Here is a 16958-nt window from a genome sequence, read left to right as displayed (position 1 = left end):
TTGGAAGAGAATAAGTCTGATAATGTAGGCATAGCGCTTGTATTTGGTTTATTTGTTTTTTGTGGTGATTAACATATTACCAGATATCAAGCGCTTACTCGTTAAACTTGTGGGGATTCCTCAGACTTTAGTCCGTCAAACGCTTAGCGGGTAATTAACATGATATGCCAGCCAACATTGGCAGCAGGATGTTTTTTGCTCGGTGTTTATGTTGAACACGGTTAAATTGCATTTAACTTGATGGACTAAAGTCCAACCTACATCGGGCCTACGGGTAATAATGTTGGTTGGGCTTTTTTTTGACTTTTTTGTAGGGCTTTTGTTGATCTTTTGTAGGTCGGACTTTAGTCCGTCAGCTGTTTCGCGGCCAATTAACATGATATGTCAGCCAACATTTGCAGTAGAATATTATTTTTTTGATCTGTGGGTTATGTTGAACACGGTTAAATTGCATTTAACTTGATGGACTGAAGTCCAACCTACATCGGGCCTGAGGGTTATGATGTTGGTTGGGATTTTTTTGATTTTTTTGTAGGGTTTTTGTTGATCTTTTGTAGGTCGGACTTTAGTCCGTCAAACGCTTAGCGGGTAATTAACATGATATGTCAGCCAACATTGGCAGCAGGATGTTATTTTCCTGATTGGTATTTATGTTGAACACGGTTAAATTTCATTTAACTTGATGGACTGAAGTCCAACCTACATCGGGCCTACGGGTGATAATGTTGGTTGGGCTTTTTTTTGACTTTTTTGTAGGGCTTTTGTTGATCCTTTGTAGGTCGGACTTTAGTCCGTCAACTGTTTAGCGGGTGACTAATTTGATATGCCAGCCAACATTTGCAGTAGAATATTATTTTTTTGCTCGGTGTTTATGTTGAACACGGTTAAATTTCATTTAACTTGATGGACTGAAGTCCAACCTACATCGGGCCTACGGGTGATAATGTTGGTTGGCTTTTTTTTGATTTTTTGTAGGGCTTTTGTTGATCCTTTGTAGGTCGGACTTTAGTCCGTCAGCTGTTTCGCGGGTAATTAACATGATTGGCCAGGTAATATTTACAGTGGGATATTATTTTTTTGATTGGTGTTTATGTTGAATGCGGTTAAATTTCATTTAACTTGATGGACTGAAGTCCAACCTACATTTTAGTTGTGGTAATATATGCTTGGGTTTTTGGGTTTTATGTTTGATATTTAGATTGGTTGCGGGAGCAGGATTTGAACCTACGACCTTCGGGTTATGAGGCTTAAAAACTCACTAAACCTTAACTTATATTAATATACATCAATGTAAGTTTTTATGTCAACCCTTTGTTTAAATTAGTTTTTATATATAAATTCTGTGACAAATAATTAAAAGGTGTTTTAACGTAAAATAATTTAATGGCACAAATTTTAACTACTATTTTATTCGTGCTTTATTCATTGACTGACCTTTATATCGTTTTCGGGCAGATTCTATCATTTATTTTTTACAGGAGATAGTTAAATTTATTAATTATTTCCTGCTGTATATTTTGTCATTTGGACCATTCAAATGACAAAGATGGACCGAAAGTTATTTAGTGATCACTAGGGGCCATTTTATGACAAAAGTAATAGAAAAACCCATGCGAATCGCATGGGTTTTTAACAGCTACTACTAGTTAAGTATTGTGTGACATTAATGGATTAACACCTTGATTATAACGGTTTTAACTTTGATGTTTTAGTTCTTGTGGTCTATGATTTTATAGTAAGGTTAGTTGATATTTATTATTCAAGAATTAGAAAGATAAGGGAGATGTAGTGAAACGAGTAGAGAAGACAGAGCATAAAAATATTAGCTTAAACTTTCCCAAATTAGAGAAGTGTTGTGAAGAACTTTTAAATGAAGATGAAAAAGCATATTTATTTCCTATCCTAGTTGATTGGACTGGTTCTGATGTTAATGCAGCACTTTGGCTGAAGTCTGAAACTATTTCAGCATTTGGAGGACAAACTGGGCTTGAGGTTTGTCGAAGTCATAACTCGGAAAATTTTGTTCATTACATTCAGCATATTGAAATTGGAGGTTTTGCTTAATTCCTCTTGTAGAGTCCACGTCAAACTTTTGATGTGGTATTTTTAGTTCGGTAGTTTATCCTTGCTTGTTCTAGAATTGTTAACACCACTCTAACCGCAAGATCATTCATTTAGAGGGGATGCTTAGTTGCGGGCAATAAATAGCCTCTAGAATAGTAAAAATGAATAAAGTTGCAAATCAATTGATTGAGTAATATATTAAGCATAAGCATTTATTGAGTAATATATTAAACATGGAATCATCTTCTAGTCTTAAATTAACAAAGTCATTAGGCAGCTTGATAAAGCTTGCTCGTATTAACAATTATACACAAGATGAACTTGCTCATCGGCTTGGTATTAGCCGTTCTACCATGGGCTCTATTGAAAAGGGCAAGACATCAGTATCAATAGGTTTGTATTTTGAAGCCCTTGCTATTTTAGGTATTGAACAAGTGTTAACTGAATTTATTGAAGATTTGGCTTCAAATTTTACTCAAGGCCGTTCAAGAACCTCCATTACTAAAGTGGAGTTGCCTGATGATTTCTGATTCAGTTATTAGAGCTTATGTTTTTATTGAAGGGTTAGATGTTTTTCCTGTTATTTGTGGGGTATATCAACTTGATATTAGAAATAAGCAAGGCTATTTTGGTTATGGTCAATCTTATCTAGAAAGGCAAAACGCATTTCCATTAGATCCTATCCATCTTCCCTTAATAAAGGGGACTTTTAAAACAAATCCTCATAATGAAATCTTTGGCGTGTTGCGAGATGCTGGACCTGATTCTTGGGGCCGCAGAGTTATTTTGTCATTACATAAGACTAAACCATGTAATGAAATTGAATTTTTACTTGCGGGTGCAGGTGAGGGCGTAGGCGCACTAATGTTTAGTTTGTCGCGTAGTGGAACAAAACCTAAAAAGCCTAGAAACCAATTAAGTGATATTAAATCTCTTATCAATATCAAGGAAAGCATTTTAACGAATGGTAAAATCACCCCAGAAGCTTTAAAAGTATTCGAGCAAGGCTCTAGTATGATGATTGGAGGAGCTAGACCTAAAACGACTTTGGTAGATAAAGGTATCAATTACATTGTTAAATTCAATCGGAGTCAAGATTTATTTGATAATGTCATGGTTGAGCACGCGACGATGAAAATGCTAAATGAATTAGAGGGTAGGGTCGCTGTTACTAAGCCTATTTGCTCAGATATTGGCAACATCTTACTCGTTGAAAGGTTTGATATGAATGAAAGTCGAATAACCTCTCACTTCATTAGTGCGGCATCTCTTCTTGAGCAAACAAGTAATAAAGTTGGAAAGTTAGCAGCGACTCAAAGTTATACTTATGGAGCGTTGGCTGAGTTCATTAGGCACAATGGAAAGCAACCTGAGCAATCGGTGGAATTGTATCAACGTATGGTTTTTAATGCCTTTATTGGTAATGTTGACGATCATACGCGCAACCATGCCATGCTCTATGATTTTGTTGAGCAAGGTTGGTTTTTGAGTCCTTCTTATGATGTATTACCGATTAAAAATGAGAAGTCACATAGTTTAGGTCTTGGAGATGAAGGTAGGGTAGCAACTATTGATAACCTTCTTTCACAATCAAAACGATTTGGTTTACGTACCGATAAAGCATCTAAAATCATTCGTAAGACAAGAGAGTTGGTTTCATCTTGGCCAACTTATTTTAAAAGTGAAGGTGTCAATGATATTGATCTCTCGATATTAGAGAGTGTTATCCCCGACATAGACAGTTGGTAATCTCTTGGTATTACCGTATTAAATAATAATTAAAATAAACAACATAAGGTAAAAATAGGTTGGAAATAATTTGGACATCAGAGTTGCTATTAAAAAACTCAGTCATTAAAGAGTACTTAAGTTGCTTAAATGATAAAGAATCAACGAGTTTAATTAAGGCAATTAAAGCACTATATCTCACGCCCGAATTAACTAATCTTTGCCAAGTACTATTAAGATTAGATGATACCTTAAACTCGATTAAGTCTATTGAATGGCCAGATAAAATTAATATAGAAATTATTAATTTGAATTCGGCGATTAGTAAAGTTAAAACGTTAGAATCTTTTATCGCCCAATTAAATAAAGAAAAATACACGTCTAAAAACCCTATTTATGGTCGTATTGAAGAATATCCTGTAGCAGCATTGTTTTGTCAGCAATTTGGTCTCTCTATTAAAGACAATCAAAAGCCCCTTCTTTTTTTACTTAATTTTATGCTGTTTCAAATCTCAATATATAATCAATGGGAATTACATAAAAAGGATACATTATTAACTAATGCTGCTAATACATTACGAAAAATCATTGCATGTGATAGTGAGTTTAAGGTTCATATTAGCCTTAAAAACCTAAATTACGATAAATTATATAAACTGCTTATTACTCTAACAGACGGAAAGTACATTGCTTTTCAAGATCAGTATTTAAGAGCTTGGTCAGATTTTTATGAAGATCAGCCTTTTGCTAGAATAATACAGTCTCAACAGTCAGAACAACACACTGAAGACACTTCTGATTATATAACAGGAACATTAAATCTTTTTTCAAAACGAATTATTGAAACGGGTAATGGTACTTATATAAATAGTGGCTTTATTTCGACATTAGGTATTAACGATAAACTTGATATTGATGAGTCTGTTATTGAGTTTGTTGACGTTATTTCACCAGGAAATGTTGAACTTGATCATCGAACTAAAAATTCGGCGGCTATTTATGGAAGCCGTTTAAGTTTAATTGAAAAAAAACACTTACCTTGGAGGAGTATTGCTTTAGCTAAACATGAAGTTGTTGAACTTGTTGCATATCTAGAATCTAGGTTAGAGCACTTAATAGATCCAACCGTGATTTTTGCCACACTTGTATTTTTAACGTCTAAACCGTTTACTGAGATTTTAGGTATTAATATCTATTCAAAATCGCCACAATTGACCGACATCAATAGTGATTTTATTGACCTTGCATCGGGAACTTGGTGGCGACGCAGTATTGAAATGCCTTCTGCTTATAAACCAACCCCAGAGCAAACAAAGCTACTGGCAACACATAGCGACTGGTTAATGTTACCTCTGCCTAAACAACTTGTCTTAGCATTAAATAAATTGATTACGACGACACCAATGACCATTAAGGAGCTTTGCTTTAAAGAGAAGGGTAATACGCTTGATGCGGCACTAGCAAGTTTTTTAAGACCTTTGTGGACGGATAACAATAAGGTATATCGAAGGATTACACCAGCAGCTGTTAGGGCAACTCTTTTTGATAAAATAACTGAACAATATGACAGTGGCTATGCAGCATTGATGTTAGCTAATAGTGAATTTGATTCACCTACCACTTTGTATTATATCGTCTTATTGGCGTAGACGAGCAAGAGTTTATGCGAAAAACTCAGGCGACGTTCAAATTGGGTATCGAATTTAGCAATTGGGGGGATATAGGCGAGCGCTACTTCCATGCCTTTGGTCAGATTGGTCGTTCCACTTGGATGGGTGACTTTCAGCACCTTTGGCAACATGCAAGCTCACTAGGCTGGGGGGGCGAACTGCAAGATTACTGCTTCGAACTTCAAGCAGCTAAAGCAGGAAAATTTGATAAAGATAAAGCTAACTATGCCTATCATTTAGATGCAGGTTTATACGCCTCATTTTTGAGCGAATTGAGTCAAAAACGAGGTGTTAAGCGAATAGAGGGCACAATTGAAAGCATAGCTATGGATAGTGAAAATGGGCACATTAGCAACCTTGTTTTAAAAAATGGTACGAGTGTTCAGGGGGATTTATTTATAGATTGTACTGGCTTCAAAGGATTACTGATCAATGGTGCCTTGGGAGTAGGTTTTGAAGATTGGTCACATTGGTTACCTATGAACAGTGCTTGGGCAGTACAAACCGAAGGTAAAAAGGAAATTCCGCCGTATACAAAATCTATTGCGCATGATGCCAGTTGGCAATGGCGGATCCCACTACAAAATAGAGTGGGAAATGGCTTGGTTTTTTGCAGTGACTATACTTCCGAACAAGACGCGCTTCAGTTATTAACCGACAATCTTGAGGGAGATATGGTCTCCCAGCCGCGCTTACTAAAATTTAAAACAGGTAAACGTAATAAAACATGGTTTAAGAATTGTGTGGCTATCGGTCTTTCTAGTGGATTTCTTGAACCTCTTGAATCCACCAGTATTCATCTTAGTCAAATTTCAGCAACACGATTAGTTCAAATGTTTCCTTTTAATGGCATGGACGAAGTGTTGCAAACGCATTTCAACAACTATGTTGATGGTGAGGTAGATAGCATTAGAGACTTCATCATTTTGCATTACAACTTGAATCGACGGTCGGAGCCTTTTTGGCAACACGTTGCAACGATGGACATTCCAGACTCACTTCAACATAGGTTGGAGCTATATAAAAGAACCTCTATAGCGTTTAAAAATGATCTCGATCTCTTTCGTGTTGATTCTTGGAATCAAGTCATGTTGGGACAGGGCATTAAAGTTGAAGGGTATCATCAAATGGGTCGCTTAATTAAAGATGATAACTTACGTCAAGCGTTTAACGACTTACAAGAGCACATCAATTCGACGGTAGAAGGTTTACCAATGCACGCTGACTTTTTGCGTCAATATGGAGTACTTGATCTTCACCGAAAACCGTAGATATTTTTTGCAGTTTTTAATCAACTTATAGCACCCTATTTTTTTGACGATAAAAGCGTAAAAATGAAAATGATAAATTAACGCAAACACAAACACGGAAGCCACTACTTGATCAAAACTTATCAGGAAGATAGGTATGAGTAAATATACCTCAACAAAAAGTCAGCAAGAAGCAACATATACAGAATATTAAGTAGAACATGGTGACGCTAAGTTGGCTTCAGGGTTAAATAATATCTCAAGGATGTATTAACGTTATAGATGAAAACGGGCAGTCTGTGCTGCATAATTAGTGGAGAGATTTATGCTGGAATTAACACTATGGCGTACTAAAAAATTATCACTTGAGCTTTCAAATGAAATGGGGAAAGAAAAAGTGGGCCTCGATAAATAAAAAAATTCGAGACTGTTGATTGCTATTCCATTACCTAGGTGAACAAGGCGTTTGCTTTAAAACATGGATGTTATGTTAAGAGTTCAAAGTATAAGAAAAAAATTTAGAGAACTCTTCCTTTAGGAAATAGAGAAATGATTAAAATCTGAAAATTTGTTGTTTCTCAAAGAGAATAACTTGCACAATATTAAGTACAAGTTATTTCAGGCTCATCTGTTTTATTATTCAATTGATAATAAAGTTACAGCTCTCCAACGTCCTCTTGCCCAAGCATAACCACCGTCTTCTGGTATTAAACCATTAGAAGCGACAATTGCTTCAACTTTAATTTCGTCGCCTGCTTGTAAAGAAAACACTTTTCCTGTTTTGAAATACACTTCATGAAAATCTAGCTCAGTTCTTGGGTTGGTAAAATCCCCTACTAATTTATCATTTAAAAACAACTTGTAGTGACTTTCGCCATCAAATTCAGATAAAGATACAAAACCAAGCTCAAAGTCGCCTTCTTCTTCTGCGCCTAAGGTGTAACTCGCTATTGCATATTGCGTTCGAAAATCTAAATTAGCGGCATCTATGCCTAGTGAGTCAGTTTTTGGGTCATCATAAAATATAGCATTGCTTGAGTTTTGTTCATGTAAAGTAAAATCACTATTGGCGAGGAGTACTTTTTCTACATCGGGTAGATGTATAATGTCGTTTGGATCCGTTAGCGCCAGACTATTCATTGTATAAGTACTTGAAGCTTTTATTTTATTCGATTGATTTTTTACTTGGGTTTTCGCTTCAATCCCTTCAGAATTTACTGTTTTAGCCTGCAAACTATTTGTCGATTCATTTGTTGCTTTATCGGCTTGAGAACAACCAAAATCAGCTAAAACAAGTGCAGCCATTAAAAGTGAATTCTTCATATGTGTTCCTTGTATTTTATTAAAATAAATCATTCGCTGATCTCGCCTAAATAAGCATCAACTGTTTGAATAGTCCCGTCAGGGTTATGAATTAACTCAACCATTTTAATGTTACGTAAATGGGTTTTTCCGTCACTTAGCGAGGTATCATGGAAGAATAAATACCATTTACCTTTGAACTCTGCGATTGAGTGATGATTAGTCCAACCTAAAACCGGTTCAAGTACTTTGCCTTTCCAAGTAAATGGCCCGTATGGGCTTTTCGATGTGCCATATTGAATAAAGCGTGAATGACCTGTTGAATAACTAAAGTAGTAAGTCTCTTTAATTTTATGTACCCAAGCAGCTTCAAAAAACTTGCGGTCAAAGTCACCTTGTAGAATCGGTTGTCCAAATTCATCTTGTAGCACAACGTCTTGTAATGGTTGCGCTAAGCTTTTCATATCAGCATTTAACCTAGCTATTTTAGGCATGTAAACAGGTTCGTCATCAGCAGGGTATTTATCTTCTTCTATGTAACTACCGGTTTGCCAACGTTGTAATTGTCCTCCCATAATGCCGCCAACGTATAAGTAATATGAGCCATCGTCATCTTGAAATACTGACGGGTCAATACTGTAAGCATTCTCTATTGGCTTAGCTTCAGGCACAAAAGGTCCGGTTGGTGTATCAGCAATTGCTACACCTATTCTAAAAATGTCGTCTTTGTCTTTAGCTGGAAAATATAAATAATACTTACTATCTTTTTCGGCAGCATCTGGCGCCCACATTTGTTTGGTTGCCCATGGAACTTGATCTACATGCAATGCTAGTCCGTGATCAACAACTTTAGGCTGAGTGTTTTCATTCACTTCATCAATTGAGAACACATGATAATCGCGCATGTCAAAATGTCCGCCAGATGAGTTTCTAACAACACCACTTTCAATATCGTGAGACGGGTAAATATACAATTTCCCATTAAATACATGGGCAGAAGGATCAGCCGTATAGATGTGCGTAACTAACGGTTTTTGAGGAAATAAATCTTCAGGCAAATGACTTTTAAGCTCAAGGGGCATGCTTTTTTTATGTTCATTATCTGCTTTTACTAGCTGTTTTTCAGTGCTCATATCGTTTGAATTAACACTTAAGCTTATTGTCAAAGCTAATGTCAGCCCAACAGCTAACTTAACAGGATGTGTTTTAATTTTCATATGTTTCTCCGATTTTTGGGCGAAAAATCTAGTAGACATAAAAATGGATTTAAGCATTTTTATGTCTTACTAAGTTATTTAATAAGAAATTTAATAGGGTGGTAAAGCCAAATAAAGAGGTTACAAGCCATCCATTTGTTCTAGCTCTTTACCTTTGGTTTCGTTCACAAATTTAAGAACGAAGATTATTGAAAGGCCGGCAAACAGAGCATAAAAGCTATACGCTGCTGCTAAGCCAATTGAACCAAGCATGATAGGAAACATCATGGTAACAGCAAAGTTGGCTGTCCACTGAGTAAAGCCACTTACCGCTAAACCTAAGCCTCGTATTTGGTTAGGGAACATTTCACCGAGCAACACCCACATTACCGGGCCCCATGAAAGGTTAAAAAAGAACACATAAGCGTTTGCTGAAATCAATGCAACAACACCCATAGAGCCTAAAATTAAGTTACCTGAGGCACCTACATCAGCTGTCATGAAAGAAGCAACTAAAGTAGCTAGCGTTATTGTCATTCCGATTGAGCCGATAAGTAGTAAAGGTTTTCTGCCTATTTTGTCTATGTAATACATAGTGACAAAACAGGCGGCAATACTTACACCACCACTTAAGATGTTAATAAGTAGGGCGTCTGATTCTGAAAAACCAACGGCTTGCCAAAGTATTGCACCATAATAAAATACAATGTTAATACCTACTAGCTGCTGTAATGTTGCTAAACCAATACCTACCCAAACGACTTTGCGAACTCCACCGGTTTTTTTATTTAATAAGTCTTTAAAAGTTGGTTGATGATTATGTTCATTGAATGACGCTTGAATTTCGCTAAGTTTACTTTGTGCATACTCTGCACCATATAAACGTTTAAGTACGGATAAAGCTTGATCTTCACGTTGTTTTAATACTAAAAATCGAGGGCTTTCAGGTATAAATAATAAAGCGATTAAAAAAACTAAAGCAGGTAATAATTCTATCCAAAACATCCAACGCCAAGCTTCTAAATCCATCCATAAAACTGCCGTTGAAATACCTGCTATATCAGCTAAATAATAGTTACTAACAAATGCTGAAAACAAACCAGAAATAATAGCGACTTGCTGAATAGTTGCTAACGTACCGCGATACTTAGCAGGTGCAATTTCACTGATGTAAGCAGGCGCTAAAACAGACGCAGCACCGACAGCAAAACCACCAATAATACGGTAAATAACAAACTCGAAAGAGCTAATTGAAACACCTGAACCATAAGCACTTACGATAAATAAGACGGCTGTAATAATCAGTATAGTTTTACGACCTAGCTTATCGGCTAAGCTACCGGCAACAAAAGCACCTATAGCACAACCAAGCAACATACTAGCTACGTTAAAGCCTGTACCTACGCTATCTGAATTAAAGGCAAGCCTTAAGCCGTCAACTGTACCGTTAATTACACCACTGTCGAAACCAAATAGAAAACCACCTATGGTTGCAACAACACAAATTAAGAAGATAAATAACTTATTTTCTTTCATCGTAAGTTCTACATCGACAAGGCTTTGTGCACCGTTATCCGTTTGGTTATTGTTTAACATTTTAATACCCCCGATCGTTAATCGATCTTTTTTATACTTTTTTAATTTTTATTAGCGGCTTATAGCGCCAGCTTATTTTTATGATCTGCTTATTACTATTTTATATATGTACTTCTTATGGCTTCCATTTGTTTTTGTAATTGTTGGCTAACCGCGTGAGGCATATTTGGATGTTCTAACTTATTAGCTAAAACTGCTTCACCCGCCGCTTGTGCTTCGTAATTTAAGCCGATACTTTGTCGGTTATCTTGGAAGCTATTAACTAAATCGTCTGAATGATATAGCTCACAACTTTTAGCACGCCAAAAATCAGGAATAACTACCGAACCTTTTTCGCCAATAATAATTGCCCAATTATGTAGTTTACATTGGAACGACGTACCTAACGTAAGATGAACATCACCCGCATTTGCTAATATCACTAAATCATCTTCAACACCATTCGGTGCAAACTGTGGTTTAACATAAAAATTATCTAGCTCAGCGTCTGTAAATAAGGTCGAAATAGCTAAAGGATAAATCCCCATATCTAACAAACAACCACCGGCTAAATCTTCTCTATAGACACGCGACTCAAGCTGATAAGGCATAGGATAACCAAAGTCAGCTTTGATCTGTTTAACTTTACCAATGCGTCCTTGTGCTACCCACTGTTGTGCTTTAACAATGGCAGGTAAAAAATATGTCCACATAGCTTCCATCAAAAACAATTGCTTTTGCTTGGCTAAATCAAATAGTTGCTGGCTTTCTTCACTGCTGATGGTAATAGGTTTTTCACACAAAACATGTTTACCCGCCATTAATGCGTCACGTACATTCTCAAAATGTAAATTATGCGGCGTTGCTACATAAATAATATCGACATTCGGATCATCATAAACAGATTGGTAATCGCCGTAGGCATTAGTAATGCTAAATTTGTCGGCAAAAGCATGTGCGTTTTCTATATTTCTTGAACCTACAGCAACAAGCTCACCGTTATCAACAAAAGTCATGTCAGCGCAAAAATCACTGGCTATGTTGCCTGTACTGATAATTCCCCAACGTAATTTTTCACCTTGCATCCCCATTTCCTCTGTTGAAATAAATAGAATTTCAATATATAACTCAAATAAGCGTTAACCTAAAATCGTTAAAATATATATTTTAATTATTAACAATGACTTGATTTTAAAGTCATGTTATTGTCAAAATAACTATAACATCATTTATTAAATAAGAAAGTATAAGGTGCTAAAAAATATGAAAACAAGTGCGAGAAAAATTCAATGTCAAATACTCGTCTTTATGTTTGTCAGCCTGTTTTCTGCTGTAACAGTAGCTCAACAATTTAACGTATTACTTTTTACTAAAACTAGTGGCTGGCACCATAAATCGATACCTGCAGGTGTCGCCAATATTGAAGCACTCGCCAAAGAACATCACTTTAATATGGTTTGGCATGAAGAAGCGTCGTACTTTAATGATAAGTTTTTAGCTGATATAGATGTGGTTATATTTATGATGACCACAGGTGATGTACTTAACGATGATCAACAAGCAGCTTTTAAGCGTTACATAAAATCAGGAAAAGGTTTTGTGGGGATTCATAGCGCTTCAGATACTGAATACGAGTGGCCTTGGTTTCATAAATTAGTCGGCAGAACTTTTGTTATTCACCCTGAAGTTCAAACGGCAAGAATGCAAGTTGTTAACACTAAATTCCCTGGGATGAACCAAGTACCTAATAATATTTTATGGACAGATGAATGGTACGATTTTGGCGATGAAAACAGCAAAAATTTAAACTACCTTCTAACGGTTGATGAAAACAGTTACAGCACTCACTCTGATTGGGGAAATGGTAGAACAGGCAATGGTATGGGAGACTTTCATCCTATTGCTTGGTATCAAAATTTTGATGGAGGAAGATCATTCTATACGGCTTTAGGGCACATAAACCCAGTACACAGTAATCCTATTTTTAAACTACACTTATACGGTGGGATATATTGGGCAGCAACAGGTAAAGGGATATTAGAATAAGGACATTAGTAGTTAATTCAATAAATCTGGTTTTAGAATTCAAGTTCAATTGAAGTGATACCCAAAGCAGAACTTTAGATCGAGACTAAAACCATAATTATTAATAGAATGATTTGACCCAAAATACCGTTTAGGTTTTATAATTGAGTTGTAATAAATATTATATTCCTGAGAAACTTTGGCGCAGCTTCTATGTATCACATGCTGGATGAAGAACAGCAAGTGATACATAGAAAAATAGAACAGCGTGCACTTAATTATTTTATTGAAGATCTTTTAAGTGTTTGCCAAGTAGAAAGTACCATTACTTGATCTTATTAATAGGTAAATAAATAACGGTTATTGCTTCGCTGGCGTTAACTGTAGGGTACATTTTCACTCGCTGAATAAAACAAGGAAAGTCGCGTAACTCATGGTTACTATTAGGTAGCCATTGAGTGTATAAAGTATTAATTAATGTTTCTAGTTGTTCATCACTTCCTTCATGTCTTAAAACCGCGCAATATCCTTCAGGTATTTCATCATTTTCAACCCCTTGCGAATTTTCTAATACCTCAGTTTTTATGTTGGTGGCTATATCAAAACGATAATCATTAGCTGACGTAGTTGTTGGATCGTCGTAAAGTATATTATAAGTTTTACTGATTGATGGAGGTGTATGACTCTCTACTCGCCATTCAATAAAGCGTTTAATACTTGCGGGAAGATTGATAGGCGAGCCTCGGCGGTGTTTCATTACGGCTATTTTAGTTTGGTTAAACCAAACAATATTTACGTTTAGCGCATTATTCATTTTTAGTTCTTTTAATGTTGTATCACTCAAATTTAGTTTTGTTGGCTTGTTTGTTGGCTTGTTTATTGGCTCCCAATTTGGAGATTGTTTAAATACAGTCGGAGTGACTGAAAATATTTTTTTAAACGATCGACTAAACGACTCTACATTTTTAAAGCCAGCATCAAGCGCGATATCTGTTACGGGTAAATGGCTATGATAATAAAGTTGAGTTGCCGCATTTTTCATACGTTGTAATTGAATATATTGAAAGAGTGGTAGGCCAAAATGCAAGTTAAATAAACGATGAAAGTGAAATTTTGAAAGGCATTCAATTTTACATAGCTCATCCAGTGTGAGCTTTTTCTCGAGGTTTGTATCTATATGTATTATTACTTTTTCGAAAGGTTGATAGCCGAGTGTTGATTGTTTTTTATCTTCCGTTTTCATAAAAATTTATTTAAATTTTATTAACAATAAATCTATGATGACATAATGGTTGTATTTAAACTTGACTGAACTTGCTATTTTTTAAAGAAAATAAAAAAGCTGAATAAAGTTATTATTCAGCTTTTTAAGCGTGTACTTGTTTTTAGAGATAATGCTTATTTATTTTTTATTTAATAAAGAGAATATTTTTTTGGCAATGTCGGTATTATCTTGAAAGCCATTAAATAATTCTTTGTTTGCACCTATAGCAAATACAGGTACATCCACTGCTGTATGGCCTGAAGATGTCCAACCGGTGTTTGTTCTGGTATTAATGATTGCTTTAACCGCAGTAGATAATGCTTTTTTAACATCAATCTTTTTAGCTTTTTCTTTATCGGTAATACTGGCCATTTTATTAGCGGTAATTGCGTCGATTTTAGCTGTTATTAATGATGATAACTCATCTTTTGTTAGTTCAAAATTAAACAAAGCATTAACGTTTATTTGCGTTATATCATTCGCTGCCAATGTTTTGGCAATTGAATTAGGAGACTGCTTCATCGTTCTAAGTATTTCGGGCTTCCATTCATAAGCGCCATTTGCTGCTAACGTAAAACCGCCAGTGCTATGATCTGCCGTCACAACAACTAATGTCTCAGGGTGATTGTTAACGTAAGACTCTAAGTATTCCAGCGTTTTAGCTAAATCATCCATTTCTCCCATTGCGAAAGCTATATCATTATCGTGTCCACCCCAGTCAATTTGGCTTGCTTCTATCAACATAAAGTAACCGTTTTCGTTTTCTAGTTGCGTAGTTGCTGCTTTAGTCATAGTTGAAAGGCGATGCTTATTAGAATCATCTAATGCCGAAGATAATCCTTCATTACCAAATAAACCTAACAAAGGTTTTGACTGAGTCATTGTTTCAAGAGCTTGATAGGTATCAACGTATGTAAACCCTTTTTCTTTAAATTCGTTAACTAAGTTTCTGTCTTCTCTTATAAAGTACTTCCAACCACCACCAAGGTATAGATCAGCTTTAATACCATTATCTAAAAAGCTATCGGCAATTTCATTGTAATTAAGACGGCTTTCGTTATGTGTTAAATATGAAGCAGGAGTTGCATGATTAATTTGAGAAGTAACCACTATGCCAGTTTTTTTCCCTAATGCTTTTGCTCGTTCCAACACGGTTTCTACAGCGTTTTTATCCATATCAACACCAATAGCACCGTTATATGTTTTAGTACCGCTAGATAGTGCTGTAGCACTTGCAGCAGAGTCTGTTACGTAATGATGTTGAGTATCGGGGTATGTACTGCTCATACCAACAAGATGTCTGTCGAATACGGTATTTTCTACTTTAGGTGTTTTTGGATCATCTTTAAAATAACGATAAGCGGTTGTATAAGCAGGGCCCATACCATCACCAACAATCATAATGATATTTTTAGGTGTTGAATAGGTTGTAACGCTTTGTGTATCAACTTCTGTACTTTTATGATCATTGGCACAAGAAAGGGTAAAGCAAGTCAGTGCGAAAGTAGCAAATATTTTATTCATAATGTCTCTAGTAATCCTTAAATGAGTTAAATAGGGGGTGTTGATCTTTCGAGTATGTTTTTGAACAGTATGGTTGGTATAATTAGCTTGCTGCTCAACAATTTTCTGTAACGTAGAAGATTTTACTGAAACAACATCATCATTAACTGCCAGCCCTATTTTGAATTATGGCGTAAATGCTGAATTTAATAGTAACTTATTTTAAAGTAAGGAGTCACTTTAACTTACTGTTTGTTAAACTATTAATTTAAAAATCTTCATTGTTTATTCTTATCTGTAACTTTTATGTTAAACACATCTTATAGTCAACTTGACAAATACACAAGTTGAAATATGATGTGTTCTTAATTCAACATGATAATAAATTTGTAAATGGAATAAACAATGAACTTTAAATACCTATGTAGCTTTGCATTACTAACTACTTCACTTGTATTCTCAATAAATAGTGAAGCAAAAAACATTAGAGGTTATTGCCAGGCTGATTATATTCCTATCGGTAGTCAAAATAAGCTCAAACTTGTCAGTGACGATTTTACTTTTTTAGAAGGTCCTACTTGGTCAAAAAAAGAAAATGCGTTTTATTTTTCAGATATGGACTTTAGTGGTTCACAAAAGAACGGTCCTAAATCTACTCTTCATAAGTTAATTTTACCAAATGAAGTCACTGTCTATAAAGAAGATGCAGGTACTAACGGTTTACTGTCGGTTGGTGAGTTTATTTATACAATGAATCATGCCACTCGCTCTTTGTCGAAAATACATATTGCTTCTGGGGAAAATGAAGCAATTGTTGATAATTATCAACAACTAAAATTCAACTCACCAAACGACTTAGTATATTCAACGAATGGAACGATATATTTCACTGATCCAGACTGGCAACTTAGCGGTCGTACGCAAGAAACACCTTATACTGGCGTTTATGCGATAACGTCTGACGGCAAATTGATGTTACTCGACAAGTCATTAAATAAACCCAATGGTATTGTGTTATCTCCTGATGAAAAAACACTTTATGTGGGTAGTCTCAATCATGAGATTGTTAAATATCAAATAGGCAAACATGGCAAGGTTGGTGAAAAAGAATCATTTATTCTTGTTAACTCACCTGATGGTATGGCTGTAGATTGCATGGGGAATATCTATATAGCTAGCCATACTGAAGGCGTTATATATATATATTCTAGTGAAGGAAAAGTTTTAGATAAAATTTCAGTAGGTCCTAAAGCAACTAATATTTCTTTTGGTGGTAGGGATATGAAAACACTATTAATAACGACAACCCATGGTTTGTATACTATAGGTGTGAATATTCCCGGTCTTGTTAATACCGATAAATGATAAACGAAAAATGAAC

At 35.5% G+C, this 16958-nt stretch carries 13 protein-coding genes; 7 read left to right on the top strand and 6 right to left on the bottom strand.

Annotated elements, in window-relative coordinates; all coding sequences use genetic code 11:
- The first annotated feature begins 1788 nt into the window (after positions 1–1788).
- From ESZ39_RS11955 to ESZ39_RS11935, 5 genes are all read left to right on the top strand, one after another.
- Complete coding sequence (locus ESZ39_RS11955; protein ID WP_146880132.1) at positions 1789–2064, top strand: hypothetical protein; 276 nt, start codon at positions 1789–1791, stop codon at positions 2062–2064.
- 233 nt (positions 2065–2297) lie between these two features.
- Positions 2298–2594 (top strand): helix-turn-helix transcriptional regulator, encoded by a 297-nt coding sequence (locus ESZ39_RS11950; protein WP_146880131.1) that lies wholly within the window; start codon positions 2298–2300, stop codon positions 2592–2594.
- Positions 2584–3813: a type II toxin-antitoxin system HipA family toxin gene (locus ESZ39_RS11945; RefSeq protein WP_146880130.1), complete on the top strand. Its 1230-nt coding sequence runs from the start codon at positions 2584–2586 to the stop codon at positions 3811–3813. Before ESZ39_RS11950 ends, ESZ39_RS11945 begins: the two co-directional genes overlap by 11 nt.
- A 59-nt stretch (positions 3814–3872) precedes the next feature.
- Positions 3873–5441: a hypothetical protein gene (locus ESZ39_RS11940; RefSeq protein ID WP_146880129.1), complete on the top strand. Its 1569-nt coding sequence runs from the start codon at positions 3873–3875 to the stop codon at positions 5439–5441.
- 14 nt (positions 5442–5455) lie between these two features.
- Positions 5456–6733: a tryptophan halogenase family protein gene (locus ESZ39_RS11935; protein ID WP_146880128.1), complete on the top strand. Its 1278-nt coding sequence runs from the start codon at positions 5456–5458 to the stop codon at positions 6731–6733.
- Between the two features lie 615 nt (positions 6734–7348).
- Here the strand turns inward: ESZ39_RS11935 and ESZ39_RS11930 are convergent.
- From ESZ39_RS11930 to ESZ39_RS11915, 4 genes are all read right to left on the bottom strand, one after another.
- Positions 7349–8035, bottom strand: coding sequence for a hypothetical protein (locus ESZ39_RS11930; protein WP_146880127.1), 687 nt, complete (start codon positions 8033–8035; stop codon positions 7349–7351).
- 29 nt (positions 8036–8064) lie between these two features.
- Positions 8065–9231 carry a glycoside hydrolase family 43 protein gene (locus tag ESZ39_RS11925; protein WP_146880126.1) on the bottom strand — a complete coding sequence of 389 codons (1167 nt, stop codon included), beginning with the start codon at positions 9229–9231 and terminating at the stop codon, positions 8065–8067.
- Between the two features lie 120 nt (positions 9232–9351).
- Positions 9352–10806, bottom strand: a complete 1455-nt coding sequence (locus ESZ39_RS11920) for a sugar porter family MFS transporter (protein ID WP_146880125.1) — start codon at positions 10804–10806, stop codon at positions 9352–9354.
- Between the two features lie 95 nt (positions 10807–10901).
- The gene (locus ESZ39_RS11915; RefSeq protein WP_146880124.1) at positions 10902–11870 is read right to left on the bottom strand and encodes a Gfo/Idh/MocA family protein; all 969 of its coding nucleotides are present in this window, start codon (positions 11868–11870) and stop codon (positions 10902–10904) included.
- Between the two features lie 178 nt (positions 11871–12048).
- Here ESZ39_RS11915 and ESZ39_RS11910 point away from each other — a divergent pair, with 178 nt between their 5' ends.
- Positions 12049–12831 carry a ThuA domain-containing protein gene (locus tag ESZ39_RS11910; RefSeq protein WP_146880123.1) on the top strand — a complete coding sequence of 261 codons (783 nt, stop codon included), beginning with the start codon at positions 12049–12051 and terminating at the stop codon, positions 12829–12831.
- A gap of 304 nt (positions 12832–13135) precedes the next feature.
- Here the strand turns inward: ESZ39_RS11910 and ESZ39_RS11900 are convergent, their stop codons facing one another.
- Entirely contained in the window at positions 13136–14053 is a 918-nt protein-coding gene (locus ESZ39_RS11900) for a GyrI-like domain-containing protein (RefSeq protein WP_146880122.1), read from the bottom strand.
- A 159-nt stretch (positions 14054–14212) separates the two neighbouring features.
- A complete protein-coding gene (locus tag ESZ39_RS11895) occupies positions 14213–15598 on the bottom strand; it encodes an alkaline phosphatase (protein ID WP_146880121.1) in 1386 nt (461 codons plus the stop codon).
- A gap of 384 nt (positions 15599–15982) precedes the next feature.
- On the opposite strand from ESZ39_RS11895, the gene ESZ39_RS11890 reads away from it, so the two are divergent.
- A complete protein-coding gene (locus tag ESZ39_RS11890) occupies positions 15983–16942 on the top strand; it encodes an SMP-30/gluconolactonase/LRE family protein (protein ID WP_146880120.1) in 960 nt (319 codons plus the stop codon).
- The last annotated feature ends 16 nt before the right edge of the window (positions 16943–16958 follow it).

Origin of the sequence: Colwellia sp. C1TZA3 (assembly GCF_007954265.1) — a bacterium.
In the GTDB taxonomy this organism is placed as follows: domain Bacteria; phylum Pseudomonadota; class Gammaproteobacteria; order Enterobacterales; family Alteromonadaceae; genus Cognaticolwellia.
Note: the sequence above shows the minus strand (reverse complement) of the source record. Positions and strands in the feature narration are given on the sequence as shown.

Excerpts from the sequence above, each read along its gene's own strand:
- ESZ39_RS11950 (WP_146880131.1), top strand. The coding sequence starts at position 2,298 with ATGGAATCATCTTCTAGTCTTAAATTAACAAAGTCATTAGGCAGCTTG.
- ESZ39_RS11945 (WP_146880130.1), top strand. The coding sequence starts at position 2,584 with ATGATTTCTGATTCAGTTATTAGAGCTTATGTTTTTATTGAAGGGTTA.
- ESZ39_RS11935 (WP_146880128.1), top strand. The coding sequence starts at position 5,456 with ATGCGAAAAACTCAGGCGACGTTCAAATTGGGTATCGAATTTAGCAAT.
- ESZ39_RS11930 (WP_146880127.1), bottom strand. The coding sequence starts at position 8,035 with ATGAAGAATTCACTTTTAATGGCTGCACTTGTTTTAGCTGATTTTGGT.
- ESZ39_RS11925 (WP_146880126.1), bottom strand. The coding sequence starts at position 9,231 with ATGAAAATTAAAACACATCCTGTTAAGTTAGCTGTTGGGCTGACATTA.
- ESZ39_RS11920 (WP_146880125.1), bottom strand. The coding sequence starts at position 10,806 with ATGTTAAACAATAACCAAACGGATAACGGTGCACAAAGCCTTGTCGAT.
- ESZ39_RS11915 (WP_146880124.1), bottom strand. The coding sequence starts at position 11,870 with ATGCAAGGTGAAAAATTACGTTGGGGAATTATCAGTACAGGCAACATA.
- ESZ39_RS11910 (WP_146880123.1), top strand. The coding sequence starts at position 12,049 with ATGAAAACAAGTGCGAGAAAAATTCAATGTCAAATACTCGTCTTTATG.
- ESZ39_RS11900 (WP_146880122.1), bottom strand. The coding sequence starts at position 14,053 with ATGAAAACGGAAGATAAAAAACAATCAACACTCGGCTATCAACCTTTC.
- ESZ39_RS11895 (WP_146880121.1), bottom strand. The coding sequence starts at position 15,598 with ATGAATAAAATATTTGCTACTTTCGCACTGACTTGCTTTACCCTTTCT.
- ESZ39_RS11890 (WP_146880120.1), top strand. The coding sequence starts at position 15,983 with ATGAACTTTAAATACCTATGTAGCTTTGCATTACTAACTACTTCACTT.